The organism is Sphingopyxis panaciterrae (assembly GCF_011762125.1).
Classification (GTDB): Bacteria; Pseudomonadota; Alphaproteobacteria; order Sphingomonadales; family Sphingomonadaceae; genus Sphingopyxis; species Sphingopyxis panaciterrae.
Genome location: NZ_JAASQN010000005.1, coordinates 154,423 through 181,341, shown reverse-complemented (window position 1 = coordinate 181,341; position 26,919 = coordinate 154,423). Strand labels below are relative to the sequence as shown.

The following is a 26,919-nucleotide window of genomic DNA, read 5'->3' as shown; positions in this document are numbered from 1 at the left end:
TTCCACCGCGATTAATCGCATTCGCCGAGCTTTTCGCCGGTGTTGTTGCGCGATGACCACAGTTTCGTGCCAGTCTGAGCCGGGCATGAACCGCGGCAGCCGCGCAATTGCCGCGCTTGCCGGACGGCGGCAAGGGCGATAGAGACGCTGGAAATTCCCGTATGCGCGGCCGGGTTTCTGTGTGGCTGGCGGCGCCCAAGATAAGGTATTCCGGCATGTCCAAGCTTTCCGTCCCTGCCGCGTTCGGCGCCACGCCCGGTCGCCGTTCGGCCACGCTCGCGCTGCTCGGCGTCGCGGCGTTCGGCCTTGCGGCCTGCGGCGGCGGCAAGGAACGGCCCCGCGCCGATCTGGCCGCGAGCCAGGTGACGACGATCGGTGTCAACAGCTATTTGTGGCGTGCATCGCTCGACGCCCTGTCGTTCATGCCGTTGCTCCAGGCCGATTCGTCGGGCGGCGTCATCATCACCGACTGGTATGCGAACCCTGCCAATCCGGGCGAACGGCTGAAGGTGACGGTATCGATCCTCGACCGCGACCTGCGCGCCGATGCGTTGCGTGTCGCCGCGTCGCGCCAGGTGTCGCAGGGCGGCGCCTGGGTCGATGCGCCGGTCCAGGCGGCGACGGTGCAGAAGCTCGAGGAAATCATCCTCACCCGCGCCCGCGACCTGCGCCGCGGCGCGATCGAAGGCTGATATTCAATTCCGTCATCCCGGCGAAGGCCGGGATCTCGACCTCGGTATCTGATGCACCGGCGAGATCGCGGCCTTCAACCTTCGGTTGAAGTTTATCCTGAGCGCCTGCAAAGGCAGTCGAAGGGCGGGGATGGCGACCATGTAGACAGACTAAACGGGGTAGCAGATAAATGACCCGCGAACCGCGCTTCGGCGCCCTCGCCGCCGATGCTCGCTGGCAGGCCGCATGGGACGCCGCGAACAGCTTCGCCACCAAGGAAAGCGGCGAAAGGCCCAAGGCCTATATCCTCGAGATGTTCCCCTATCCGTCGGGGCGCATCCATATGGGGCATGTCCGCAACTATGCGATGGGCGACGTGCTCGCGCGCTTCAAGGCGATGACCGGCCACGACGTCCTCCACCCGATGGGCTGGGACGCCTTTGGCATGCCCGCCGAGAATGCGGCGATGGAAAAGGGCGTCCACCCCGGCGGCTGGACGCGCGACAATATCGCGTCGATGCGCGCGCAGCTGAAACGCCTTGGCCTCGCGATCGACTGGAGCCGCGAGCTCGCGACGTGCGAGCCCGATTATTACGGCCAGGAACAGGCGCTGTTCCTCGACCTGTTCGCGGCGGGGCTGGTCACGCGCAAGCACAGCTATGTCAACTGGGATCCGGTCGACATGACCGTGCTCGCCAACGAACAGGTGATCGACGGCCGCGGCTGGCGCTCGGGAGCGCTGGTCGAAAAGAAGAAATTGTCGCAGTGGTTCCTCAAGATCACCGACTTCGCCGAGGAATTGCTCGACGGGCTGGGCAGCCTCGACAGCTGGCCCGACAAGGTGCGGCTGATGCAGGAAAACTGGATCGGCAAGTCGCAGGGCCTTGAATTCAGCTTCAAACTGGCGGGCGGCGGCACCGGCTTCGACGTCTTCACGACGCGCCCCGACACGCTCTACGGCGCCAGCTTCGCGGCGATCTCGCCCGACCATCCGCTCGCCGAGAAACTGGCGCAGGATTCGCCCGAACTGACGGCCTTCATCGCCGAATGCCGCCGTCAGGGCACCGCCGCCGAGCAGATCGACACCGCCGAAAAGCTGGGCTTCGACACCGGCATCGCGGTCGAGCATCCGCTCGACCCGAACTGGCATCTGCCCGTCTGGGTCGTGAATTATGTGCTGATGGATTATGGCACCGGCGCGATCTTCGGCTGCCCGGCGCACGACCAGCGCGACCTCGACTTCGCGCATAAATATGGGCTGCAGGTTCACCGCGTCATCGCCGACGGCGACGAAACCGCGCAGCATTTCGCAGGGACCGAAGCTTACACCGGCCCCGGCAAGCTGGTGAACAGCCACTTCCTCGACGGGATGACGATCGACGAGGCGAAGGCGGCGGTCATCGCGCGGTCGGAGCATGAGGGCTGGGGCAAGGGCACCACTGTATGGCGCCTGCGCGACTGGGGCGTGTCGCGCCAGCGCTATTGGGGCACGCCGATCCCGTTCATCCACTGCGATGCGTGCGGCACGGTGCCGGTGCCCAAGGACCAGCTGCCCGTCGTGCTGCCCGAGGATGTCGATTTCAAGACCCCCGGCAATCCGCTCGACCGCCATCCGACGTGGAAGCATGTCGCTTGCCCGTCGTGCGGCGGCGACGCGGTGCGCGAAACCGACACGCTCGACACTTTCGTCGATTCATCCTGGTATTTCCTGCGCTTCGCCAGCTCGCCGCCGGACCAGCCCTTCGACCCCGAGGTGATCCGCCGCTGGCTGCCCGTCGACCAGTATATCGGCGGCATCGAGCATGCGATCCTCCATCTGCTCTACGCGCGCTTCTGGACGCGTGCGCTGCAGAAGATGGGGATGATCGACATCGCCGAGCCCTTCGCCAGCCTGTTCACACAAGGGATGGTGACGCACGAAACCTACAGCCGCGAACAGGGCGAGGGCCAGGCCGCGCTTTTCTTCACCCCCGACGAGGTGACGCGCACCGCCGATGGTGCGACGCTGAGCGCCGACGGCGCGCCGGTCGATGTCGGCCGCGTGATCAAGATGTCGAAGTCGAAGAAGAATGTCGTCGATCCCGACGCCATCCTCGACCAATATGGCGCCGACGCCGCACGCTGGTTCATGCTCTCCGACAGCCCGCCCGAGCGCGACCTGCCGTGGAGCGAGGCGGGGATCGAAGGCGCCTGGCGCTTCGTTCAGCGCCTGTGGCGGATTTTCGGCGACACCGGAAACGCCGGCGACGGCGGTGAAGACAAGCCGCTTGCGCGCAAGCTCCACCAGGCGATCGCCGGGGTCGCGACCGATGTCGAGGCTTTGGGCTTCAACAAGGCCGTCGCGAAAATCCACGCGCTGGCGAACGAGATCGAAAAGGCACCGCCGTCGGCGACGCGCGCCGAGGCATGCCGGACCTTGATCCTGCTCGTCGCGCCGATGATGCCGCATCTCGCCGAAGAGGCCTGGGCGGCGCTGCCGGCCAGCCAGCGCACCACCGCGATGATCGCCGATGCCGCGTGGCCCGCCGCCGATCCGGCACTGCTCGTCGATGACGAGGTGACAATCGCCATCCAGATCGCCGGTAAGCTGCGCGATACGATGACGCTCGCCAAAGGCCTCGACAAGGATGCGGTGGAAGCCGCGGCGCTCGCGCGTCCGCGAATCGTCGAACTGCTGGCAGGTAGCGCGCCGAAGAAGGTGATTGTGGTCCCCGACCGTTTGGTGAATATCGTATCTTGATGCGCACGATCCTTGTCTCCGCCCTCGTGGCCGCCTCGCTGACCATCGGCGGCTGCGGCCTGCGTCCCTTGTACGCCAATGGCAGCAAGGGGACGGTGGCGACCGTGCTCGCCGATATCGACGTCGCGCCGATCGAGGGTCATTCGGGCTGGCTCGTCCGCAACGCGCTTCGCGATCGCTTCGTCGCGACCGAGGGCGGACGCGGACCGGGCAAGCGGCTGCGGCTCGACGTCAAGCTCGAGGATTCGATCACCGGCTTCGGCGTCCGCGCCGACGATGCGGTGACGCGCGAACGTCGCACCCTGCGCGCGCGTTATCAACTCGTCGACGCGGCGAGCGGCGAGGTGCTGGTCGATGCGACCGCCGCCGCCGACGCCGGGATCGACGTCGTCGGCAGCGAATATGCGACGATCGCCGCCGAAAGCTCGGCGCTCGAACGACTCGCCTCGGGCGTCGCCGACCAGATCGTCGCGCGCCTCGCGGTCTTCGCCAATCGCGGCGGCGCGGCCCCGGCGGCTCCGGCAACGGGGGCGCCCGCAACGACGCCGCCCCCGCATTAAGGTCAGTGGGGGTTCAATTTCCGTCTCGCCCGCAGGCTCTGCGCCCCTGCGAAGGCAGGGGCCCATCTCCCGCCGTGGCGAAATCCGGCGAACGGTTCGGGAAGACAACAGCAGGGGAGATGGACCCCTGCCTTCGCAGGGGTACGGGCAAGATAGTGCCGAATAATAGCTCAATCCCCACAGGTCTCGGCCGGCGATGAAGGCCGTCAAACCCGCCGAGCTCGAACGCCTGTCGCGCCTCGATCCCGCCGTCCGCTTCACGCTGCTGACCGGTCCCGACGAAGCGACGATGGCGGCGGTCGCCGGCCACCTGATCGGCCTCGCGGGCAAGGAGGCCGAACGGCTCGACCTCACCGGCACCCAGCTGGCGCAGGATCCGTCGCTGCTCGCGGCCGAGGCGGCATCGATGTCGCTCTTTTCGCCCGCGCGCGTGATCCGGCTCGAAATCGCGGGCAGTGGCGACGACAGTCTCGCGGCGGTCGAGGCTCTGCTTGCCGCCGATACGGTGATCAATCCGGTGATCGCGACCGGCGCGACGGTCACCGCCAAATCGAAACTGGTCAAGCTGGTCGAAGCGTCGCCGAACGCCGCCGCCGCCATCTGTTACCAGCCCGACCGGCGCGCGCTCGTCGGCATCGCGATGGCCGCGGCCGAAGAACAGGGCCTCCGCCTCGCCAATGCCGAGGCGCAATTGCTCGTCGATCTCGTCTCGGGCGACCAGGCGCTGATGCGCCGCGAGATCGAGAAGATGGCGCTCTACCTCGACGCCGGGCGCGACCGGCAGCGACAGGTGGCGGCCGCCGATATCGCCGCGCTCGGCGCCGCGACGCACGAGGAGGACGTCAGCGAATGCATCAACGTCGCGCTCGGCGGCAAAGTGCGCGATCTGCCCGCGATGCTCGCGACCGCGGCGGCGGTCGGGGTGGCCGAAATCCGCATCATCCGCGCGCTCGCGATCCGGGCGATGCAGCTGGCGCGGCTGCGGGCCGAGGTCGACGCCGGGGCGCATCCCGCAACTGTCGTCGCCGCGAAGAGCAGCGGCGTGTTCTGGAAAGAACGCGATGCCGTCACCGCGCAGCTCCACATCTGGGATTCGGTGCGCGTCGCGCGGCTGATGAGCCGCCTGCTCGATTGCGAACGCGCGTTGAAATCCTCGGGCACCCCGGGCGCGGTGCTGTTCCGCAAGCTGATGACCGACATCGCCCACCAGGCCGCGCGGGCGCGCTGACCCCTTTCCCCTCCCGCGAGCGGGAGGGGGCTAGGCCGCTTCGCTCTCCGCCTTGCGCGGCTTCGGCACATCGGGCGGAACGAAGGTCCAGATCGTGTCGCCCGCCTCGACCCCGGGCCGGTGCCCGGTCGAAAAGATCAACAGATCGCCCGATGGCTTGACCACCGCCAGGCTGTCGCCGCCCGACGCCTTCATCCGCTGCGCGTAATCGGCATAGGTGAACACTTCGGTGATCCGGGTGCGGCTGAACGTCCATCCCGCCTGCAACCGGTCGAGCTGTTCCTCGATCGGGGTGCCGGCGAGCGTGAAGATGCGTCCGCGCCGGACGTGGCCGGCGCGCGATTCGCCGACCGTGCGGCTGACCCGGTCGTGGCCGATCTCGGGCGCCAGTTCGCTGCAGATCAGCGCATTATAGGCGTCGTTGTCGGTCGCCGCGATCAATTGCTGATATTCGCCGAGGTCGAGGTGATCCTCGCGCACCTCGTCCAATATGTCGCCGTGATAGACGGGCACGTCGGCGCGCCGCGCGCGGCGGAGCGCGAGCTGGCTCGGGTCGGCGATCAGGATCTTGCGGTCCTGCCCCTTGATGAATTCGGCGAAGGCGATCGTCCAGCTGTTCGCGCCGACCAGCAACACGCCCTCGCCCTTGCCGCGGTCGAGTCCGAGCCAGCGCGCGAACGGCGCGGCGGTAAAGCCGTGCGCGAAGATCGTGGCGATGACGACGGCGAAGGACAAGGGCACCAGCGCCTCGGCGCCCGGCACGCCATAATCGGACAGGCGCAGCGCGAACAGGCCGGTGACCGCCGCGGCGACGATGCCGCGCGGTGCGATCCAGGCGACGAACAGCCGTTCCTTGAACGGAATGCGCGTGAACAGCAGCGCGGTCATGATCGTCAGCGGCCGGACGACGAACAGCAGCAAGATGAGGAACAGCAGGAAGCGGAACTGGAAATTCTGCACCACGCTCCAGTCGAGCGTCGCCGACAGGATGATGAAGACGCCCGAGACGAGGAGGACGGTGAGGTCCTCCTTGAAGCGCATCAGCGTGTGGCTCGAATAGGTTTCGCGGTTCGCCATCACCACCCCCATCACGGTGACGGTAATCAGTCCGGTTTCGTGCATGATCAGGTCGGACAGGACGAAGACCGCGATCACCGTCGTCAGCAGCACCGGCGCCTTCAGATATTCGGGCACCCAGCCGCGCGGAAAGGCAAAGGTCAGCGCAAAGCCCGCGGCGCTGCCGATGATCACCGCGAGCAGGCTCGCTGCGACGACGTCGGTCACAATCCCGATGCTATCCGCCTCCGCCCCGCCATGGGTGATATAGGCAAAGATGCCAACCGCTAGCAGGGCGCCGATCGGGTCGTTCACGATCGCTTCCCATTTCAGCATATGCTTGACGCGCGGCGTGATATTGAGTGATCGCAGCATCGGGATGATCACCGTCGGTCCGGTCACCACCATGATCCCGCCGAACAGCGCCGCCAGCTCGAATGGCAGCCCGGCGCCGTAATAAGCGGCTGCGGTGCCGAGTATCCAGCCGACGGGCACGCCGATAAAGACGAGCATGAACACCGCGATTCCCGCGTGGCGCAATTCGCGAAACTTCAGGCTGAGCCCGCCTTCAAACAGGATGACCGCGACCGCGAGCTTGATGATCGGCTCGCGCAAGTTCCCGAAATCGCGCTCGGGATCGATCAGCCCCAGCACCGGCCCCGCGAGGATGCCGGCCACGAGCATCAGCGCGATCGCCGGTTTGCCCGTCCGCCAAGCGGCCCATTGGGCACCGATGCCGATCACCCCGATCAGGGCGATTTTGACGAGCAGGGATTCGATCGCGAACATGCGATCAGCCTATGCCATGATGCGGGAAAGGTTCCAGAAAGAAGGTGCATATGTCGATTGCGAACGACAGTGGAGGATGCCCGATTTGGGATGCACAGGTGGCTATGCCCGTATCCGCCGTTCAGCCCACCCTTCGTCATCCCGGGCTTGACCCGGGATCCCGCTTTTTGGAGGCACCCGCAGTTTTCGACGTCAGGCGTCACCCCGGATCAAGTCCGGGTGACAAGGAAGCAAAGGGTAACTGCCGGCCGTCATCGGCCATCCCCGTGGCGGGTGTACTAAGGATATCGCCCAAAAGGAAACCGCCCGCTCACCGGAGTGAGCGGGCGGCTCCCGTTGCTTCCTGCGCGATCAGAATTTGCCGCGCAGGGTCACGCCATAGGTCCGCGGTTCTGCAAGGAACTGCGAGAAGATCTGGCGACCGCCCGGATATTGCGGGTCGGCGAACGCAGCGGTGGTCGACGTGGCGCCTTCCTGGAACGGCGAGTTGAACGCGACCTGGGAGTAGTTTTTGTTGAAGATATTCTGCGCCCAAAGCTCGATGCCCCATTTCTCGTCGGGGCCGCGGACGCCGACGCGGGCGTTGAACAGAGCATAGCCATCCTGTGCCTTCTGCGGGAACAGGTCAGAGCCGGTGTTATAGTCGCTGGTCATGCGGCCATCGATATAGACGAGGCCGGTCAGCCCGCTGCTCCCGATTTCGGGGGTCCAGGTCACGCTGCCGGTGGCGACCAGTTCGGGCGCGTTCGACAGATTATTGCCCGGCAGCAGGCGCAGCGCCTGGTCGAGCGGCGCGCCCGATTTGTTGCCCACCAGATTGCTGCGATATTTGGTATTCGCATAGGTAAGGCCGGCGGTCATGCGGAAGCTGCGTGCGGGGACCAGCGAGGCTTCGAGTTCGAAGCCCTCGGTGCGCACGCCCCAGCTGACATCGTCGGGGTTGCAGGCCCCGCTCCCCGTCGCGCCGGCATTGAAATTGGGCGCGCCGGGGAATTTGCTCTGGTCGCGGTCGCCGCCATTCAGGTCGGCCGAACAGCCGTTGACCGTCTGGACGATGAACACGCTGCCGTTGAACGTATTGAGCTGGAAATTCTTGAAGTCCGACCGGAAGAAGGTCAGCCCGACGCCGAACGGACCGGTCGAATATTTCGCACCCAGTTCATAATTGTTCACCAGTTCGGGGTCGAACTGCAGATTGCCGACCAGCGCCTGCGCCCCGCCCGCCGCGGCGAAGGTCGTCGTCGGAACGCCGTTCACGAGCTGGATCGGGTTTTTGAGTGCCGAACGGTCGAGGTTGAAACCGCCTGCCTTATAGCCGCGCGAGAAGCTGGCGTAGAGCATCAGGTCGTCGACCGGCTTGTACGACAGGATCGCGGTGCCGGTCCATTCGTCTTCGCTGCGCTTGTCGCGGATCGACACGCCGTCGAGTTCGGCGGTCGAATTGCCCTGGCAGGCAAGGCCGATCAGCCCGCCGGCGACGCCGCGGACGGTCGCGCTGGGGTTGGTCAGGTCGTCGGTCATCCGGCTCTGGACGAACTGGCACGCCGTGTTGTCGTTGGTGAAGCTCGCGCTGAACTTCTTGCGGTCGTTGGTGTAGCGAACGCCGAAGGTGAAATCGAGCTTGTCGGTGATGTGGAAGATATTGTGGGTGAACAACGCCCAGTTGCGCCCGTTCTGGCGATAGACGTCGTTGATGCTGCCGCGATCGCTGATGCCGTCGAGCGCCGCGAGGCTCGCGACGACGTCGCCGCCGATGGCCGGGCCGAGCGCGCCGAGGATCGTCGCCGGGCCGACGCCGGGGAAGATGCATGACGGGCTGTTCGGCGAATAAAGCCCCGAAAGCGCACCGGCGCCCGAGATGAGGCGGCATGCCGCAAAGCGGCCATAATCTTCGCCGAAGCGCAGATTGTCGCGCACGGTCAGCTTTTCATTGGCGAAAAAGCCGCCGACCAGCCAGTCGAGCTTGCCGTCGAACGCTTCGCCCTGCAGGCGCAGTTCCTGGGTGAAGGTGTGGAACTGGCGATAGGCGTCCTTGCTGTCGGCGCGATAGAGGATGTCGACCGCACCATAATCGAGGTCGCCCGCCTGCCCCGAACGATATTCGCGATAGCCGGTGATCGAGGTCAGCGTCGCGCCGCCCAGATCCCAGTCGATCTGGCCCGAAAAGCCGTAATCCTTGGTCTTGCCGGCAAAGCTGCGGCCGGGACTGACCGAGATATTGCGGTCATAACCCTGGTTGAACGCGCCGAGCGGCTGGCCAAGGTCGGTGAGAACGCGGATGATATTGTTGGTCGTGTCGGTCGGCGGCGCGTTGGGCGCGCTCGGATTGTTGAGGTTGCCGATCATCGGATTGACGCTGTTGTCGATATAGGTCGCCGCGCAGCAGCGCTCGTTGCGATAGGTATAGTCGGCGATCAGCCGGATCGACAGCGCGTCGGTCGGTTCGAACAAGAGCTGGCCGCGCAGGAAATAGCGGTTGCGGTTGTTGACGTCGGTGTCGTTCGTCGTGTCCTTGTAGAAACCGTCGCGCTTCACCCACACGCCGTCGAGGCGCGCGGCGATCGTATCGGTGATCGGGCCGGTGACGCTGCCGCCGAGGCGCCAATAGTCGTAGTTGCCATAGGTCGCTTCGCCCGTCGCGCCGAATTCGAACGACGGCTTCTTCGAATAGATGCTGATCAGGCCCGCCGACGAGTTGCGGCCGCCGAGCGTGCCTTGCGGGCCGCGCTGGACCTCGACGCGTTCGATTTCGCCGAGTTCGTTGAGCCCGATGCCCGAACGCGAACGATAGACGCCGTCGATGAAGACGGGGACCGAGCTTTCGAGGCCCGGATTGTCGCCGACGGTGCCGATGCCGCGGATACGCGCCGAACCATTGGCTTCGCTACCGGTCGACGACACGAGCAGCGAAGGCGCGACCTGGTTCAATTGGCGGATGTCGTTCGCGCCGCTGTTCTGCAGCGTTTCGGCGCTGACCGCCGAAATCGCGACGGGAACGTCGGACAACAGCTGCGAACGACCCTGCGCGGTGACGATGATCGGCGCATCGCCGCTGTCGTCGCTGGCGGCGTCCTGCGGCGCGCTGTCCTGGGCAAAGGCCGGGGCCGCGGCTGCAGCGATCGCAATCGAAAGTCCAAGCGCGGTGGTGCGCAGCAAATGGCCAGCAAGAAGGGAAGATGATGTCATGACGGGCACTCCTCTCAACATTTCATTATTTTTGTTGCGAGGCGATCTTAACCGAACAACGACGCTGATCCAGCGTGGACCCCCTGCTTTTGCGTCATTTTTGGCCCGGTGATGTTTTTTGGCCACAGGGACACTGCCGGCGTCGCGATCGGGCGGCGGCGCGCGGGCGGGTCAGCGGCCGATTGCGACGCGGCGTGCCGTAGCGTCATCGCCCGCTCCGCCGCGGCAGGGAAAGGCGAGGAGGCGGCCCTGCGCGACGAGCATCGCGCGGTAGCCGCCGGAAAAATTTCCGGCAATCGCCGGATGTTGGGCATCGAGCCCGCCGGTCAGGCTGCCGAAAGCGGGCAGGATCAACCGCCGCGCGTCGCCGGCGAAACAGGCGCGCGCGACGCTGCGTCCGCGGATCGTCAGCCGCACCTTGGGATGGAAATGGCCGCTGATTTCGGGGCGCGTTTCGCCGGCTTCGCACTGATGGCGAAAGATGATGCCGTCGACCGCCAGCTCGTCGGCGACCTCGCCGCCCCATGCCCCGCCCGAAAGCCCGTCGTGATTGCCCGCGATCCAGACAAGCTTCGTTGCCGCCGCCTGGCCGCGCAACCGTTCGGCGATCGCCGGGACGATCCGGCTTGCTGCGCCCTGATCGTGAAAGCTGTCGCCAAGGCACCAGATCGCGCGCGCGCCGGTTTCGGCCGCCAGCCGTGCCAGCCGGTCGAGCGTATCGTGGCTGTCATAGGGCGGCAAAGGCTGGCCGCGCGCCGCATACCAGCTGGCCTTTTCCAGATGCAGGTCGGCGACGATCAGCGCGCCATGGTGCGGCCAGAACAACGCCCGGTCGGCGAGCGCCGCGAAGCGGTGGCCGGCAAAATCGAGGATGGGCGCGGGCGGCATGGCGCCGCTATGGCAAGCGCATCCACGCGCGGCAAGGGTGCGAAATAGGGGTGCGCAATCAGGGCGCGGTCCGCGTTCAGCTTCCGGCGCTGGCCCAGGTGTTCGCCGCGAAGCGCTGCCGCGTTTCGCGGGATGCACGGCTCGGCAGGTCGAAAACGACGCGCTTGTTCGGGAAATCGATCTCGACGCGGTCGAACAGTGCCAGGCTGTCCATTCCGAGCAGCAGCGCGGGGCGCGTTTCGAGGTTCAGTGCGCGAAAAGCCTGCGAATCGGCGAAAGCGACCGGCAGGTCGTTCACTTCGGCGCCGTTGATCGTGATGCGCTTGATTGCCGTCCGCATCGCCGGAACCGCCTCGCCCGATACCGCATTCAAGATGGTCGGGAAAAAGGCGACGCGGTTCTGGCGCCGCGAGGCGACCAGCCGCTGGAGCGCGAGGTTGCCGACGCTGGTCTGCGCCCCGGTGTCGACGATCACGTCGACGCGCTTGCCGTCGATCCGCGCGTCGGACAGGATCAGCCGCCCCGCCATGTTGCGCGCGGTGACGACGATCGCGTCGTCGTCGTGGATGATCGGCCGCGCGCGCAGCCGCGTTTCGAGAATCTCCATCTTCTCGTTCCGGAAATCGATCAGCACGCGGCGCTTTTCGAGCATGTCGACGCCGATCAGCCCCGCGGCGCCGATATGCCGCCCCGAAAAGGCGGGCGCCTCGAACGGTGACAGGCGCAGGTCGGTCATTTGCAATGCGGCAACGCGATAGCTTTGCACGATCGCCGAGCTGCCGATCGTCGCGAGCCGCAGCTTCGCGCCCTCGGTAAGGCCAAGCCGGTCGGCGAGCTCGCGCGCGATGATCGTCCGTTCGGCGCCGGTGTCGACCAGGAAGGAAAAGGGTCCTTGTCCGCCGACCATCACCGGAACCGCCATCCGCCGCGTCGCATCGAGGTCGAAGGGCTGGATGAACGGCACGACCTCGCCCGTTGCCGCCGGGTTCGCGACCATATCGGCGGGGTGCGGAACGGGGGCGGATGCGGGTGCTGGCGGCGGCGGCGCCGGCGGGGTCGATCCCAGCATCAGCGGGGTGGCGACCAGCAGGGCCCAAAGCGGCGAACGGACGGCAACACGGGTCATGGCGGCATCCTCTGTATATTTTGCGTCAATCTACGCCTCCGAGGGGGCCGCCGCAAGCGATTGCGAGATGGGGAGGGGCTGCAGGTTCCGGCCGGGAGTTGCCGTCCCGTCCATCGTCGCCCCGGACTTGATCCGGGGTCCCGCTTGACCTTGAAAACCGCCGGTGCCCTCAAAAAAGCGGGATTCCGGGTCAAGCCCGGGATGACGAAGCTGTAGAAAGCGACGCCCGCTCCCCACCCCAATGCAGACCCTCGTACCGCCCTGCTTCAATCCGCCCGCATCGCCTCCGCCGCCAGACTGTCCGCCAGTTCACCGAGGAGCGCGTCGTCGATGTCGGCGGCAGCGACATTTTCGCGCCCGATCAGCACGAGCACCGGGATCGCCAGCGGGCTGATCCGGTCGAGCGCCTGGTGCACCATCGTCCCCGCCGCGCGGTCGAGCAGGTCGCCCAGCCGCGCGACATCGGTCAGCCGTTCGCGCGCGTCGGCCCAGGCGGCTTCGAGCAGCAGATGGTCGGGCTCATATTTCTGGAGCACGTCAAAGATCAGGTCGGTCGAAAACGTCACCTGCTTGCCCGTCTTGCGCTTGCCCGGATGCTGGCGCTCGATCAGCCCGCCGATCACCGCAACCTCGCGAAAGGCGCGTTTCAGCAGGTGCGACCGCTCGACCCACTCGACGAATTCGCCTTCGAGGATCGCGGCGTCGAACAGCGCCTCGGGGTGCGTCACCGACCGCAGCGACCAGGTCGCGATCGCATAGTCCGACGCGACGAAGCCCAGCGGCTGCAACCCGGCGCGCTCCATCCGCTTGGTGATCAGCATGCCGAGCGACTGGTGCGCGTTCCATCCCTCGAACGGATAGCAGACCATATAATGAACGCCTTCGTGCGGGAAGGTCTCGACCAGCAGCTCGCCCGGGCGTGGCAGCACCGACCGCAGCGCCTGCATCTCCAGCCAGAAGCGGACGTCCTCGGGAAAGCGCTGCCAGCTCGCCGGATCGGCGAGAAAGGCGCGTACCCGGTCGGCGAGCCGCGTCGAGATGGCGAGCCGCGCGCCCATATAGCTCGGGATGCGCGCCGGGCGTGTCGTCGCGCGGACGATGACGTCGGTGTCACGGAGCGCCTCGACCTCAAGGCTCAAACCGGCGAAGGCGAAGGTGTCGCCGGGGGTCAGCGTGCTCGCGAAATATTCCTCGACCTTGCCGAGCCGCCGGCCGTTTTTGAAACGGACGTCGGCCATCGGCGCCTCGACGATGATCCCCGCGTTGAGCCGGTGCTGCGCCGCCAGCCGCGGATGCGCGATCCGCCAACGGCCCGGCCCGTCGGGAGCGAGGCGGCGGAAACGATCATAGCTTTTGAGTGCATAGCCGCCATCGCGCACGAAGCCGAGCAGGCGCGCGAAGAGCGCCGCGTCGACCCAGCGATAGGGCGCCGCGCTGCGGATCTCGGCGAGCAGTTCGGCTTCGTCGAACGGCGCCGCGCAGGCGAGCGCCATGACATGCTGCGCCAGCACGTCGAGCGCGCCGGGACGGAAGCGGTCGGCGTCGCGCTCGCCCGCGTCGACGGCGTCGAGCGCCGCGCGCGCTTCCAGATATTCGAAGCGGTTGCCCGGCACGATCAGCGCGCGGCTCGGCTCGTCGAGCCGGTGATTGGCGCGCCCGATGCGTTGCAGCAGCCGCGACGATCCCTTGGGCGCCCCCATCTGGATCACGCAATCGACGTCGCCCCAGTCGAGCCCGAGGTCGAGGCTGGCGGTCGCGACGAGCGCGCGCAGCCGCCCCTCGGCCATCGCCGCTTCGGCGCGCTGGCGCGCCTCGCGGTCGAGGCTGCCGTGGTGGATCGCGATGGGGAGCGACAGATCGTTGACCTTCCACAATTCCTGAAAGATCAGCTCGGCCAGCCCGCGCGTGTTGCAGAAGATGATCGTCGTGCGGTTCTTCGCGATCTCCTCCATCACCTGGTGCACGGCATAACGCCCCGAATGCCCCGCCCAGGGCACCGCGCCCTCGGGCAGCAATATTGCGATATCGGGATCGGCGCCCGGTTCGCCCTCGACCAGGGTCACCGTCTCGCCGCGGCTGCCGGGTGCCAGCCACGCCGCATATTGCGCCGGGTCGGCGATCGTCGCCGACAGTCCGACACGGCGCAGTCCGGGGGCGATCGCCTGCAACCGTGCCATCGAAAGGCTGAGCAGGTCGCCGCGCTTGCCCGGCGCGAAGGCGTGGATTTCGTCGATTACCACCGTCTTCAGCGCGGCGAACATCGCGAAACTGTCGGGATAGGACAGCAGCAGCGACAATGATTCGGGGGTCGTCAGCAGGATGTTCGGCGGCCGGCTGCGCTGGCGCGCCTTCTTGTCCGACGATGTATCGCCGCTGCGACTCTCGACGCTGATGTCGAGCTCCATTTCGGCGATCGGGGCGGTGAGGTTGCGTTCGACGTCGGCGGCGAGCGCTTTCAGCGGCGAGACATAGAGCGTGTGCAGCCGGTCGGAGGGGTACTGGTAAAGGTCGACCAGCGTCGGCAGAAACCCCGACAGGGTCTTGCCCGCGCCGGTTGCCGCGACGAGCAGCGCATGCTCGCCGCGCTCCCCCGCCGCCAGCATGTCGGCCTGATGCCGCCGCAGCCGCCACCCGCGCGCGGCGAACCAGTCGGTGAAGGGGGCGGGGAGGGACATGGATCAGATGTGGATGCCCCGGGGCGCGGGGGCAAGGCTTTCGCGGCGTTCGGGTGGTTGCGGCCTCTCCTTTCCTCGTCACCCTGGCCCTTCCTCGTCACCCCGGACTTGATCCGGGGTCCCGCTTGACGTCGAAAGCTGCTGGCGCGCCCAACAGCGGGATCCCGGGTCAAGGCGGAAGAGCCACGGGTCTCTTCCGCGGATGACGAAGTGATGGGCAGGTAACGGCCGGAAACTGCCGTTCCTTTGTTTACCCCGGCCTTCGCCGGAATACACGGTGAGGGGTCAAACGTCCGCCCTCACCCCGACACCACCACCGCTCACAGCCGTTCGCGCATTCTCTGCAGCAACCCCCGCCAAAACTCCCCCAGCCGCCGCTGGAACAGCATCAGCTCGAAGCCATGCCGCGCGACATGCTTTTGCGGGATGACATCCCAGCCGCGATGCTCGACCGTCACCCGCGTTTCGCCGCCGACCGCCTCGAAGCGCACATCGACCTCGGTCGCCTGATCGGACCCGAAGCTCGGCAGGCGCCAGCCGAAGGCCAGGCGTTCGCCGGGAATCCAGTGGCGGACCGCGCCAATCTCCCACTCCTCGCCGTCGTCGAAGCGCGTGACAAGGCGACCGCCGGGCCCCGCAGGGTCGAAATGCAGCACCCCGTCGCCCCGGCGCGACAGCTGGAACAAGGGATGGCTCTGCCACCATATGCCGATGTCGCGCGTGAACGCCGCGAACGCGACGTCGGGCGAAACCGCGACGCGCAGCGCGACGATCACGGCGGCGCTCATTCGCTTCGCCTTTCGACATGCGCCTTGAAGCTGGCGAGCTGGTCGGCCCACAAGGTCTCGGTTTCGGCGACCCATTGCTTCAGCCCGGCGGTCGCGCCGTCCTTCAGCCGGTAGATGCGCACCCGCGCGTCAAAGGCCAGGTAGCTGTCCTCGACCAGCCCGCCCTCCTTCAGCGCGCGCAGGTGACGGCTCATCGCCGGCGGCGCGAGCCCAAGCGCGTCCGCCAGCTCGCCGGCGCTGTAAGGGCGCCGCCCGAGCAGTTCGACCGCGCGCCGCCGCTTCGGATCGGCGAGCGCGGAGAGGGTGCGGTCGAGCGCGGCGCTCAATCGTCGAGCCGCGTCTTGGTCGTGAAGCCGCCTTCGGCATCCCACTGGTCGGCACTCTTTTCCTCGACCGTGACGCCGAAGGTCCAGATATGCCCTTCGGGATCCTTGGCGCGGTAGCTGCGGTCGCCGTAGAATTGCGTTTCGGGCGCGGCAATGATGTCGGCCCCTGCGGCGCGGGCGCGCTCGCAATGCGCGTCGATATCCTCGCCCTGCGCCAGCTGGACGTGCACCGTCTGCGTGTTCTTGCCACCCAGGTTCGCCGGGCTGCGATGGTCGTCGGACCATTCATTGCCGACCATGATCGTCGAATTCCCATATTCCATCTCGCTGTGCGCGAGATGGCCGTCGGCATCGAGCAGCACGAACAGCGGTTCGAACCCGAACGCCTCCTCCAGCCAGCGGAACGCCGCCTTGCTGTCCTGGTAACAGACGGCGCTCGAAAGCCCCTTGGAGCGCGGATGGTCGGCCATGTCTCATCTCCCGATTCGGTAATTGATTTCATTAATATAAAATATTTTCATAAAAATGAAAATACATGCAATTCAGTGTGAAGTTGCTAGGAAAAGCGCATGTCCGCCGATCTCGCCCGCGCTGTCGCCGAAGCCTATGACGTCGCCCTGCCGCACCGCGGGCAGGGCAAGGTCGCCGACTATATCCCGGCGCTGGCGAACGTCGATCCGATGCATTTCGGCTTCGCGCTCGCGCTCCCCGACGGCACCGTCCACGCCGCAGGCGATGCCGATATCCCCTTTTCGATCCAGTCGGTGTCAAAGGTTTTCACGCTCGCGCTCGCGCTGCGCCGCGTCGGCAGTGCGCTGTGGGACAGCGTCGGGCGCGAACCGTCGGGCAGCGCGTTCAACTCGATCGTCCAGCTCGAAAGCGAGGGCGGCATTCCGCGCAACCCGCTGATCAACGCGGGCGCGATCGCGACCACCGACCGGTTGATCGACGGGCGCGATGTCGATGCGACAATCGCCGAAATCCTCGATTTCATTCGCGCTCGCGCCGCCGACGACCGCGTCGACATCGACCTCGACGTCGCCTTTTCAGAGTCCGAAACCGGCGCCCGCAACCGCAGCCTTACCCATTTCATGGACTCCTTCGGCAATCTTCGCCATCCGGTCGAAACCGCGCTCGGCGTCTATTTCCGCCAATGCGCGATCGCGATGAGCTGCCGCCAGCTCGCAAAGGCGGGGCTGTTCCTGGCGATGGAGGGGCGCGACCCGCTTACCGGCGAGCAGTTGATCGAACCGCACCGCGCGCGGCGGATCAATGCGATCATGATGCTCTGCGGCCATTACGACAATTCGGGCGAATTCGCCTTTCGCGTCGGTCTGCCGGGCAAGAGCGGCGTCGGCGGCGGCATCCTCTGCATCGCGCCGGGGCAGGGTTCGATCGCGGTCTGGTCGCCGGGACTCAACGATGCGGGGACATCGCTGGCCGGTGCGATGGCGCTCGAACATTTCGCCTATGCGGCGGGGTGGTCGGTGTTCGATTGACGGGCGGGGCGGCTTTGGGGAGGCGAACTGTTGTTTCAGCCCTCCCTGACTTATCCCGGCCTAATCGTTGTTGAGCAATGCCAGCTTGACCCGCGCGGTGCCGCTGCGGTGCATGCCGATCTGGCGGGCGGCGGCGTGGCTGACGTCGATCACGCGGCCGCGCGAAAAGGGGCCGCGGTCGTTGATGCGGACGATCACGCTGTCGCCGTTCGACGTGTTGGTGACGCGGACCATGCTGCCGAAGGGCAGGGTGCGGTGCGCCGCAGTGAGCTGGTCGGGGTCGAAACGCTCGCCGCTCGCGGTGCGGTTGCCGGCCAGTTCGTCGCCGTAATAGCTTGCCATGCCGCCGTCCATTTCGGTGGCGGCATCGACATCGACGACCCGATCGTCCACAATCTCGGCCTCCTGCGCGGCGGCCGAAACCGTCAGCAGAAGCGGGATCAGTACGGCTGAAAAGGCCCGCATGACATCATCCCCTTTGGTGGACGCGCCAAAAGCAGCGGCGGCATGCCAAGGCAAGCCGCCGCGCGTTAAACGGAACCCTATTTGCGGCCGGACGTGCTTTTAGACGTCGAGATTCGCCACCGACAGCGCATTGGTCTGGATGAAATCGCGCCGCGGTTCGACCTCGTCGCCCATCAGCCGCTCGAAGATTTCATGCGCGACATCGGCCTGTTCGGCCTCGACGCGCAGCAGCGAACGGTTCGACGGGTCGAGCGTGGTTTCCCAAAGCTGCTCGGCATTCATCTCGCCCAGCCCCTTGTAGCGGCTGATCGCCAGCCCCTTGCGGCTGTGCGCGAAGATCGCGTCGAGCAGTTCGGACGGGCGGGTGACCGGGTTGGCCTTGGCGTTCGTCGCCGCGACGGGGGCGTCGCCCTCTTCGCCGTCGACGGGTTCGGCCTCGACTTCGGCCGCGGCGCCGGTCGCCTTCACCAGCCGGCCGGGGCGGGTGTAGGTGTCGGCCTGTTCGGCGGCAAGCTTGTGCATCCGGCGCGCTTCCTGGCTGGCGAGGAAACCCGCGTCGATCGCGTGATGGTCGCTGACCCCGCGCCAGCGGCGTTCGAGCGTATAGCCGCCGCCTTCGACCGCCTCGACGGTCCAGACGGCCTCGGCGCCACCGGTCAGCGCACGCTCGGCGGCGTTGAGCCAGGTCGCGGCGGTCGCGGCCGCGCTATGGCGCCCCGCGGTGTCGAGTTCGGGGTCGAGCGCACCGGTCAGCGCGAGCGCTTCGACCAGTCCATGGTCAAGGCTGCGCGGCACATAGCGCATCAGCGCGCGCAGGCGGCGGCCATGCTCGATCAGCCCGCGCAGATCCTGCCCCGAACGCGCGCCGCCCGGCGTTTCGAGCAGCAGCGCATCGATGCCCGCATCGACAAGGTAATTTTCGAGCGCGGTATCGTCCTTCAGATAGACCTCGCTGCGCCCCTTCGCGACCTTGTAGAGTGGCGGCTGGGCGATGTAGAGATGCCCGCCTTCGATGATCTCGGGCATCTGGCGATAGAAGAAGGTGAGCAGCAAGGTGCGGATATGCGCGCCGTCGACGTCGGCGTCGGTCATGATCACGATCTTGTGGTAACGCAGCTTTTCGAGGTTGAACTCGTCGCGAATCCCGGTGCCGAGCGCCTGGATCAGCGTCCCGACTTCCTTCGACGAGATGATGCGGTCGAAGCGCGCGCGCTCGACGTTCAAAATCTTGCCCTTCAGCGGCAGGATCGCCTGCACATGCCGGTCGCGGCCCTGCTTCGCCGAGCCGCCTGCCGAATCACCCTCGACGAGGAAGAGTTCGCATTTGGTGGGATCGCGTTCCTGGCAGTCGGCGAGCTTGCCGGGGAGCGACGCGATGTCCATCGCGCCCTTGCGCCGCGTCAGCTCGCGCGCCTTTTTGGCGGCCTCGCGTGCCGCGGCGGCGTCGATGACCTTCTGGATCACCGCCTTGGCGTAAGCGGGATTTTCCTCGAGCCATTCGGTCATGCGGTCGGCCATCAGGCTTTCGAGCGGCTGGCGGACTTCGGACGACACCAGCTTGTCCTTGGTCTGCGAAGAGAATTTCGGATCGGGCAGCTTGACCGACACGATCGCGGTCAGCCCCTCGCGCATATCCTCGCCGGTCAGCGAGACCTTTTCCTTCTTCAGGATGCCCGACTTGTCGCCATAGCCGTTCAGGGTGCGCGTCAGCGCGGCGCGGAAGGCGGCGAGGTGCGTGCCGCCGTCGCGCTGCGGGATGTTGTTGGTGAAGCAGAGGACATTTTCATAATAGCTGTCGTTCCACTCCAATGCGACGTCGATGCCGATGCCGTCGCGCTCGCTGCTGATCGCGATCGGATCGGGCAGCAGTGCATTCTTGTTGCGGTCGAGATATTTGACGAAGGCGCCGATCCCGCCTTCGTAGAACAGGTCATGGCTCTCATGCTCGGCATGGCGCGCATCGACCAGCTTGATCCGCACCCCCGAGTTCAGGAAGGCGAGTTCGCGGTACCGATGCTCCAGCTTCTCGAAATCGAATTCGAGGACGTTCTTGAACGTCTCGGTCGACGCCTGGAAGGTGACGCGCGTGCCCTTCTTGCCCGCCGGCGCGGGGCCGTTGACCTTGAGCGGGGCGACCGAATCGCCATGTTCGAAGCGCATCCAATGCTCTTCGCCATCACGCCAGATCGTGAGTTCGAGCCATTCGGACAGCGCGTTGACGACGCTGACGCCGACGCCGTGCAGCCCGCCCGACACCTTGTACGCATTGTCGTCGCTCGTATTCTCGAACTTCCCGCCGGCGTGGAGCTGGGTCATGATGACCTCGGCCGCCGAAATGCCTTCCTCGGCATGGATGCCCGTCGGGATGCCGCGGCCATTGTCCTCGACGCTGACCGATCCATCGCTGTTCAGGGTGATCAGGACGAGGTCGCAGTGCCCTGCGAGCGCTTCGTCGATCGCATTGTCGCTGACTTCGAACACCATATGATGCAGCCCCGACCCGTCGTCGGTGTCGCCGATATACATGCCGGGCCGCTTGCGCACCGCGTCGAGGCCCTTCAATACCTTGATCGAATCGGCGCCATAGGCGTTGGCATTGGGCTGGTTGGCGGGGGCGCTCGGCGCCGGATTTTCAGGGGTGTCCGTCATAGCGATTATATAGGGTCGAAGGCAGCAAAACCCAAGCGAAAATGCGGCTCTTGGGGCATTGTCGACGAGCGTTGCGCGGGGGCGTCGCGGCGGCTAGTTTCAGGGGCATGAAACAAGGTCTCGCTTCTCCGCTCGCCGCCGCCCTGATCCTCTCGCTTGCTGCCTGCAGCCAGCCTGCGCCGCCGGCCGACAATGCGCCCGTGGTGGCGGGCGAGCCGCTCGCGACACGCGCGGTGATGATCGGCACCGAGGGGCCGACGCTTCCCGCCTGTTCGAGCATCAGCCAGGTCAAGGCGGGGGGCACCGACGTGTACTGGGCGCCGGGCGAAACGCGCGCGGTCAAGGCAAAGCTCGCGGGCGGTGCCAGCGTCTCGCTGTGCGAGGCGGCCGACAAGGACGCGTGGTTCGGCGTCGTGTTCGCGGCGCCCGGCACCGATCCCGACATGTGCGGCGTCGGCAAGTCTGTGCCCAATGCGCGCGAATATCAGGGGCCGTGCCGTTGGGGCTGGATCAGGGGCGGAACGGTGCAGCTAGGCGGCTAAAGCCACAAAAGCCCCGCATGCATGCATCGGATTTGTGTCTTTTGTGGCCTTAAGGCGTGCAGTGCAGAATGCGGTGCGCAGACGATGATTCGGCGGTCCAAAGAGCCATGGAAGAAGGCTGGCACAGCCGGATAATGTAGGAAAGCCGGTATCGACAAAGGCGGCTATGGGTTGCACCGCGATGGCAGCGTGCGGCCGGATGCTGCCATTTCCTTCTTCGTCACCCCGGACTTGATCCGGGGTCCCGCTGGACGTCGAAACCTGCGCTACCTTCAGAAAAAAGCGGGATCCCGGGTCAAGCCCGGGATGACGAAGGTGAGTGGAGCTCATGGCAGCTCCCCACCCCAAAGCCGACCCCGATCTTCGCGGGCAATCGGTTCGGAAGCCTACCCCCGGCAATCCTCGATCACGCGGCCGATTTCGGACTGGACGGGTAAGGTCAGCCCGCTGCCGCCAGGCGTTTCGAGCGCGAAGCGGCCGCGGCTGAAGGCGATACGGTCGAGCCGCGGATCGCGGCTCGTCAGGTTCGCGCCGCCGTTCTCAAAGCGGATCTGGTCGGTGCCGGCGCTGGTGCGCAGGCTGACGTCGCCCGCGAGGCCCGAGGTCAGGCGGATCGCGCCGCCCGTGCATGCCATGGTCAACAGCGGATTGGCGCTGCCCGTCGGCACGAAGGCCGCGGTGCGGTTGCCCACGTCGTAGCGCCAGGCGCCATTGTTCACCGCGCGGCTTTCCCACCCGCCGCTCACGGCCGGGGCGGGGGCCGGCGCGGGGGCGGGGGCCGGCATCGGCGCAGGGGCCGGCGGCGGCGTTTCCGGGGTCGGGATCGCGGTGCAGCTCGCGACGGCGAGCATCAACGGCACGGCGGTGCCGTATCGAAACCAGGCGCGCTGCCAGCTCATTCTTCGAATCCTCGCCAATCGATCACTTCTTCCAGGTGGGCGCGCGGCACCGGCCAGTTGTTCACCGCCGCGCTTTCGTCGGCATAGCCGATCGCGAGCCCCGTAAACAGAATCTGGTCGTCGCCGAGCGCCAGCGCTCGGCGGACCGTCGCGCCATACATCGCCCAGCATTCCTGCGGGCAGCTTGCCAGCCCATGTTCGACGAGCAGCAGCATCACCGATTGCAGCCACATGCCCATGTCGGACCATTGCGGCGGCCCCATGATCCGCGAGCAGTGGAGGAAGAGCATCACCGGCGCGCCGAAACCGCGGAAATTGTGCAGGAACTGGCCGAGCCGCCCCGGCTTGTCGTCGCGCGGAATGCCGAGCGCGGCGTAAAGCCCTTCGCCGACGCCGAAACGGCGCGTTTCCCAGGGATCGGTCAGTCCCTTGGGATAGATATCATATTCGGGCTCATAGCCTTCGCGGCCCATCGCGACGCGCGCGGCGACGGCATCTTTCACCGCCTGCCACGGCGCGCCGGTCAGCACCGTCGCCTGCCACGGCTGGAGGTTGCCGCCTGACGGTGCGCGCTGCGCGGCGGCGAAAATCTCGCCGAGGATCGCCGGATCGACCGGCTGATCGGTGAAGGCGCGGACCGACCGGCGCCGGTGAAGCGCGTCCGTGACGGATTGGGGGGTAACGGACAGGGAAAGCGTATCAGTCGCTGGCATATTTATCCTCGCGGCGCTTGCCGAACAGCAATTTGCGTTCGAGCCGGGCCTTCAACTGGCGGTAATAGGAAAGCAGGAAGACGTCATCCTCTTCGGCGACAGGACGCCCGATTTTACCGCGGATCGTATCGGCGACCTCGCGCATTGCGCGTGGATCGCGCCCGCGCAGCACGCGTTCAAGCTCCTGCAGCTCGAAAATGCCATAGACGGCGAGTTCGGCGTCGCTGAACGAAATGGCACCCGCCGCCTCGCCGCCGATCCCGATATCGGCGTCGAGCTTGACGCGCTGCGCCATCACCACCCAGGTGCCGGCGATCAGGTCGCCCATCCGCATCCGGTCGCGGTTGAACAGCAGGAACAGGCTGAGGGTCAGCGACCAGAGCACGCCCGCGAGGACGGTCCAGCCCGACACCGCGTCCTCCGACATGCCGTTGCCGATCATCATCAGCGGCAGAAACAACTCGAGCTCGCGGATCAAATTTCGCGCAACGACCGCATCGGCGGTCAGCCGTCCGCCGTCGCGCGCGACGACGCGGATGCCCATCATCCGCTTGCCCGGCGTCGCGGCACGCTGTCCGAGTTCGAAACCGATGAACCAGAAGGTCCGGAGCGCAAAGAAGCCGAGCATCCAGATGACGTAGGCCATGTCCGATTTCGATCCGAAACCGACCCATGACATCAGCAGCGAAAAGACGAACAGGGCGACGACGATCAGGGTCAGGTCGACGATCAAGGCCCCGAGCCGCAGCCCCGATCCGGCGATCTTCAGTTCAAGGTCGACGCCTTCGGGCGTGATGAACTGACGGATCTTGCGCGTCTTCGCATCGCGCAGCCTGGCGTTGGCGGCGGCGGTCATGTGACGTCCTCGCGCCGCGGGACATAATAATAGGCGAGCCAGAACAGCAGCATCAGCGTGCCGATGCCATATCGCATCAGCGTATCGGTAATCAGCTGGCGCCCGAAGCCTTCGAGCAGCCCGGCGACAAGCAGCATCAATATCACCCCGACCATCACTTTGCCTGCCGTGCGCCCGGCGAGCGAGGCGGCCTCCAGTCGCGCGCGCGCGCCGGGGAAGACAACCGCGGTGCCGATACGCAGCCCCGCGGCGCCCGACAGCGCCGCAGCGAACAGCTCGGTCGTGCCGTGGATGAACAGCCAGCCGCCGAAATCATACCCCAGCCCCTTGTTGGTGAACACCGCCAGCATCGCGCCAAGCCCGATGCCCTGATAATATTCGAGCATCATCGTCGGCACGCCAAAGGCGAAACCCAGCGCAAAGGACAGGATCGATACCTGGCTGTTGTGGGTGAACAAATAGGTGGCAAAGACGTGGAGCCCGCTTTCCTGCTCGCCCGCCGCCTTGCCATGGCCCAATGTCGACTGGAGATATTCGGCGGTCGCGCGCGGATCGCGCCCGCCCGCCATCTCTTCGGGGACGAAATTGAAATACCATTCGGGCTGGTGCGCGACGAGCGTCCAGCTCGTCAGCGCGCCGAGGATGATGATCAGCGCGATGATGACCGTCTCCTTCCACACCGACCGCACCGCCGCCGGCCAGTCGTAGAGGAAGAAGCGCCGCACGCGGTTGAGCCGCGTCTCGCGCACGCCATAGACAAGGAAATAGCCGCGGATCGACAGCGCTTCGAGATGACCCAGCAACGCCTTGTCGAGGCTGGTGGCGCGCGCGATCGACAGCGAGGACAGGGTCGCGCGATAAAGTAGGGGCAGTTGCAGCAGTTCGTCGCTGGTCAGCGCGGCGGCGCCTTTCTTCTCGAGCTTGGTGAGCAACAGGTCGAAAGCGATCCAGTCGGCCTCGCGTTCGGCGCGGAAGCGGCCGGTCGAAAAGGCCGGCGCGGCGACGGCGGGGGAGATGGGGGCGGGGGCGGCGGGTGTGCTCACAGGCTGCCGGCCCGCTTGATGCCGAGATAGGCGTCGACCGCGGCGGCCCCCATTGCGTCGGCGGGCACTTCGATGACGTCGGCTCCAAGGCGCTGGAGCCGCGCGATCACCAGTTGCCGGTCGCGCAGCATCGCCGCCGCGACGTTCGACCGCGTGACGTCGGCGCCGCTTTCGGGGCGGCGCTTTTCCTCGCTCTCGACCTCTTCGTCCTTGATCACGACAAACAGCAATCGGTGCTTTTCGGCGAGCCGCCCGGCGGCGCGGATCATCAGGTCGGCGCTCGTCGCATCGGCGAATTCGGTGAACAGGATGATCAGCGAGCGGCGGTTGAGTTGCGCGCTCAGGCTGGTGAGCGCGAGGGTGAAATTGCTTTCGACATGCGCATAGTCGATCGCGCTGGCGGCGCGTTGCAGCGCCGGAAAATCCTGCGTGTGCATATAGGCGGGGGTCAGCGTATGCGGCTTCGCGGCGAAGGAGAAGAGGCTGATCCGGTCATTAAGCTTCAATCCGACATAGGCGAGCAGCAGCGCCGCCGACACCGCGCGGTCGACGCGCGGCATGCCGCCGACGGGCTCGGCCATCGTCCGCCCGCCGTCGATGGCAAGGACGACGCGATTGTCGCGCTCGACGCGATATTCCTTGGCGAGCAATTTGACGTGGCGCGCGGTGGCGTTCCAGTCGATCGCGCGCCGGTCCATGCCCGGCTGATATTCGGCGAGCGATTCAAATTCGGTGCCTTCGCCGCGGAAGCGCTGCTGGCGAAGCCCGAACCAGCTGTTGCGCTGGAACAGGCGGCTGCCTTCATCGACCACCGCGCGCAGGCTCGGCACGATGCTGATCGGCCGGTCGATGACGAAGCGGTGCTGCTTCCAGACGAGACCGAGCGGCCCGGCCCAGCGAATCCACAGCGTCTCGACCAGCGCCTGTCCGCGCCGCGTCGCGGCGAGCGACAGTGTCCGGGCGAGCGCGCGCGGCTTGCCGTCATCGCTATCGACCGCGCGCATCGTGCCCGCCATGCGTCCGCCGGCGGCGAGCCGGTCGTCGAGCGCGAGTGCGAGTTCGGCGCGCTGCGGCACCGCTGCGCCGCTTGCGGTGACCGCCAGGTCGAACGGGTCGCCGACCCCGACCTGATGCGGAAAGCGCGTGTCGAGCGCGAGGCGCCGCGGGCTGGCGCCGGCGACCGCATCGAGCAACAGGCAGGCAAGGATCACCGCGATCCATGCTGGCGCGACGATCCACAATTCGGGCCGGACCAGCCCGAGCGCGAGCGCCATCGGGGCGCCGAACAACAGCAGGTAGATCGCGCGGCGGGTAGGGTAGATCACCGCGGCACTTCCTCGCGTTCGAGCAGCGCCGCGACGACCTGTTCGACGCTGCGTCCCTCGATCTCGGCGGCGGCCGACAGGATGACGCGATGGCGCAGCACGCCGGCGGCGAGGCGCTGGATATCGTCGGGGATCACATAGTCGCGCCCGTCGAGCGCCGCCGCGGCGCAGGCGGCGCGGGCGAGCAGGGTCGCGGCGCGCGGGCTCGCGCCGCATTCCAGGTCGGCGCTTTCGCGGGTCGCGCGGACGAGGCGGACGATATAGTCGACGATCTCGTCGGCCAGCCGCACGGTCGCGATGATGTCGATCGCCGCGCCGATCGTCTTGGCATTCGCGACCTCGGTCACCCCGAAATCACCGACTGCGGGGCTTTTGAAGCGCCCGCCATGGTCGGCGACGATGCGCCGTTCCTCGGCGGCGTCGGGATAATCGACGACCAGCTTGAACAGGAAGCGGTCGAGCTGCGCCTCGGGCAGCGGATAGACGCCCTGCTGCTCGATCGGATTCTGCGTCGCGAGCACGGTGAAGCGCGGGCTCATCGCGTGCGGTTCGCCGTTGATCGTCACCCGCCGTTCCTGCATCGCTTCGAGCAGCGCGGCCTGCGTCTTCGGCGGGGTGCGGTTGATTTCGTCGGCGAGCAGGAGCTCGGTGAAGATCGGCCCTTTGGTCAGCGTGAAGCTGGACGTCTGGAAATTGAACAGGTTCGACCCCAAAATGTCGCCGGGCATCAGGTCGGGGGTGAACTGGATGCGTCCGAAACCAAGCCCCGTCGCGCGCGCAAAGGCCTGTGCGAGCAGCGTCTTCGCGGTCCCCGGCGGACCTTCGAGCAGCACATGGCCGCCGGCGAGCAGCGCGATCGTCACCATGCGGGTGAGCGGTCCCTGGCCGAACACG

The 26,919-nt window shown here is 66.5% G+C and carries 22 protein-coding genes; 6 read left to right on the top strand and 16 right to left on the bottom strand.

Translation table 11 applies throughout. The annotated features are described in order from the left end of the window. Positions 1-215: 215 nt before the first annotated feature. The 4 genes from FHR22_RS17140 to holA all read left to right on the top strand — a co-directional run bounded on the left by FHR22_RS17140 (position 216) and on the right by holA (position 5,200). Positions 216-692 (top strand): DUF3576 domain-containing protein, encoded by a 477-nt coding sequence (locus tag FHR22_RS17140; protein ID WP_166944908.1) that lies wholly within the window; start codon positions 216-218, stop codon positions 690-692. 170 nt (positions 693-862) lie between these two features. After that, positions 863-3,412, top strand: coding sequence for a leucine--tRNA ligase (gene leuS, locus FHR22_RS17135; RefSeq protein ID WP_166944907.1), 2,550 nt, complete (start codon positions 863-865; stop codon positions 3,410-3,412). Next, complete coding sequence (lptE, locus tag FHR22_RS17130; protein ID WP_166945085.1) at positions 3,412-3,972, top strand: LPS assembly lipoprotein LptE; 561 nt, start codon at positions 3,412-3,414, stop codon at positions 3,970-3,972. The genes leuS and lptE overlap by 1 nt, the downstream gene beginning before the upstream one ends. 196 nt (positions 3,973-4,168) lie before the next feature. Beyond that, positions 4,169-5,200 carry a DNA polymerase III subunit delta gene (holA, locus tag FHR22_RS17125; RefSeq protein ID WP_166944906.1) on the top strand — a complete coding sequence of 344 codons (1,032 nt, stop codon included), beginning with the start codon at positions 4,169-4,171 and terminating at the stop codon, positions 5,198-5,200. A 30-nt stretch (positions 5,201-5,230) separates the two neighbouring features. Here the strand turns inward: holA and FHR22_RS17120 are convergent, their stop codons facing one another. The 8 genes from FHR22_RS17120 to FHR22_RS17085 form a co-directional block, all read right to left on the bottom strand. After that, positions 5,231-7,045, bottom strand: coding sequence for a cation:proton antiporter (locus FHR22_RS17120; protein ID WP_166944905.1), 1,815 nt, complete (start codon positions 7,043-7,045; stop codon positions 5,231-5,233). A gap of 351 nt (positions 7,046-7,396) precedes the next feature. Then, positions 7,397-10,231, bottom strand: a complete 2,835-nt coding sequence (locus FHR22_RS17115) for a TonB-dependent receptor (protein ID WP_166944904.1) — start codon at positions 10,229-10,231, stop codon at positions 7,397-7,399. A gap of 171 nt (positions 10,232-10,402) precedes the next feature. Further along, entirely contained in the window at positions 10,403-11,119 is a 717-nt protein-coding gene (gene pdeM / locus FHR22_RS17110; RefSeq protein WP_166944903.1) for a ligase-associated DNA damage response endonuclease PdeM, read from the bottom strand. A 76-nt stretch (positions 11,120-11,195) separates the two neighbouring features. Then, positions 11,196-12,245, bottom strand: a complete 1,050-nt coding sequence (locus tag FHR22_RS17105) for a retroviral-like aspartic protease family protein (RefSeq protein ID WP_166944902.1) — start codon at positions 12,243-12,245, stop codon at positions 11,196-11,198. A gap of 266 nt (positions 12,246-12,511) precedes the next feature. Next, positions 12,512-14,920 (bottom strand): ligase-associated DNA damage response DEXH box helicase, encoded by a 2,409-nt coding sequence (locus FHR22_RS17100; protein ID WP_166944901.1) that lies wholly within the window; start codon positions 14,918-14,920, stop codon positions 12,512-12,514. Positions 14,921-15,240: 320 nt separating this feature from the next. Continuing rightward, positions 15,241-15,708, bottom strand: coding sequence for an SRPBCC domain-containing protein (locus tag FHR22_RS17095; protein ID WP_166944900.1), 468 nt, complete (start codon positions 15,706-15,708; stop codon positions 15,241-15,243). Then, positions 15,705-16,034, bottom strand: a complete 330-nt coding sequence (locus FHR22_RS17090; RefSeq protein ID WP_166944899.1) for an ArsR/SmtB family transcription factor — start codon at positions 16,032-16,034, stop codon at positions 15,705-15,707. The genes FHR22_RS17095 and FHR22_RS17090 overlap by 4 nt, the downstream gene beginning before the upstream one ends. Beyond that, positions 16,031-16,504, bottom strand: coding sequence for a VOC family protein (locus FHR22_RS17085; RefSeq protein WP_166944898.1), 474 nt, complete (start codon positions 16,502-16,504; stop codon positions 16,031-16,033). Before FHR22_RS17085 ends, FHR22_RS17090 begins: the two co-directional genes overlap by 4 nt. Before the next feature lie 99 nt (positions 16,505-16,603). Here FHR22_RS17085 and FHR22_RS17080 point away from each other — a divergent pair, with 99 nt between their 5' ends. After that, complete coding sequence (locus FHR22_RS17080; RefSeq protein ID WP_166944897.1) at positions 16,604-17,533, top strand: glutaminase; 930 nt, start codon at positions 16,604-16,606, stop codon at positions 17,531-17,533. Between the two features lie 60 nt (positions 17,534-17,593). On the opposite strand, the gene FHR22_RS17075 is transcribed toward FHR22_RS17080, so the two are convergent. Both FHR22_RS17075 and gyrB read right to left on the bottom strand, forming a co-directional pair. After that, positions 17,594-17,998 carry a septal ring lytic transglycosylase RlpA family protein gene (locus FHR22_RS17075; protein WP_166944896.1) on the bottom strand — a complete coding sequence of 135 codons (405 nt, stop codon included), beginning with the start codon at positions 17,996-17,998 and terminating at the stop codon, positions 17,594-17,596. Positions 17,999-18,097: 99 nt separating this feature from the next. Continuing rightward, the gene (gyrB, locus tag FHR22_RS17070; RefSeq protein WP_166944895.1) at positions 18,098-20,647 is read right to left on the bottom strand and encodes a DNA topoisomerase (ATP-hydrolyzing) subunit B; all 2,550 of its coding nucleotides are present in this window, start codon (positions 20,645-20,647) and stop codon (positions 18,098-18,100) included. 107 nt (positions 20,648-20,754) lie between these two features. On the opposite strand from gyrB, the gene FHR22_RS17065 reads away from it, so the two are divergent. Beyond that, positions 20,755-21,189, top strand: coding sequence for a hypothetical protein (locus FHR22_RS17065; RefSeq protein ID WP_166944894.1), 435 nt, complete (start codon positions 20,755-20,757; stop codon positions 21,187-21,189). 386 nt (positions 21,190-21,575) lie between these two features. On the opposite strand, the gene FHR22_RS17060 is transcribed toward FHR22_RS17065, so the two are convergent. From FHR22_RS17060 to FHR22_RS17035, 6 genes are read right to left on the bottom strand one after another with little or no spacing between them, the layout of a single operon-like run. Next, complete coding sequence (locus tag FHR22_RS17060) at positions 21,576-22,088, bottom strand: hypothetical protein (RefSeq protein ID WP_166944893.1); 513 nt, start codon at positions 22,086-22,088, stop codon at positions 21,576-21,578. Further along, positions 22,085-22,801: a nitroreductase gene (locus FHR22_RS17055; RefSeq protein ID WP_166944892.1), complete on the bottom strand. Its 717-nt coding sequence runs from the start codon at positions 22,799-22,801 to the stop codon at positions 22,085-22,087. Before FHR22_RS17055 ends, FHR22_RS17060 begins: the two co-directional genes overlap by 4 nt. Further along, positions 22,788-23,657 carry an RDD family protein gene (locus FHR22_RS17050; protein WP_166944891.1) on the bottom strand — a complete coding sequence of 290 codons (870 nt, stop codon included), beginning with the start codon at positions 23,655-23,657 and terminating at the stop codon, positions 22,788-22,790. The genes FHR22_RS17055 and FHR22_RS17050 overlap by 14 nt, the downstream gene beginning before the upstream one ends. Further along, complete coding sequence (locus FHR22_RS17045) at positions 23,654-24,700, bottom strand: stage II sporulation protein M (protein WP_341786691.1); 1,047 nt, start codon at positions 24,698-24,700, stop codon at positions 23,654-23,656. Before FHR22_RS17045 ends, FHR22_RS17050 begins: the two co-directional genes overlap by 4 nt. Beyond that, entirely contained in the window at positions 24,697-26,025 is a 1,329-nt protein-coding gene (locus FHR22_RS17040; RefSeq protein ID WP_166944890.1) for a DUF58 domain-containing protein, read from the bottom strand. Before FHR22_RS17040 ends, FHR22_RS17045 begins: the two co-directional genes overlap by 4 nt. Then, the gene (locus FHR22_RS17035; protein ID WP_208417784.1) at positions 26,022-26,891 is read right to left on the bottom strand and encodes an AAA family ATPase; all 870 of its coding nucleotides are present in this window, start codon (positions 26,889-26,891) and stop codon (positions 26,022-26,024) included. Before FHR22_RS17035 ends, FHR22_RS17040 begins: the two co-directional genes overlap by 4 nt. Positions 26,892-26,919: the final 28 nt, after the last annotated feature.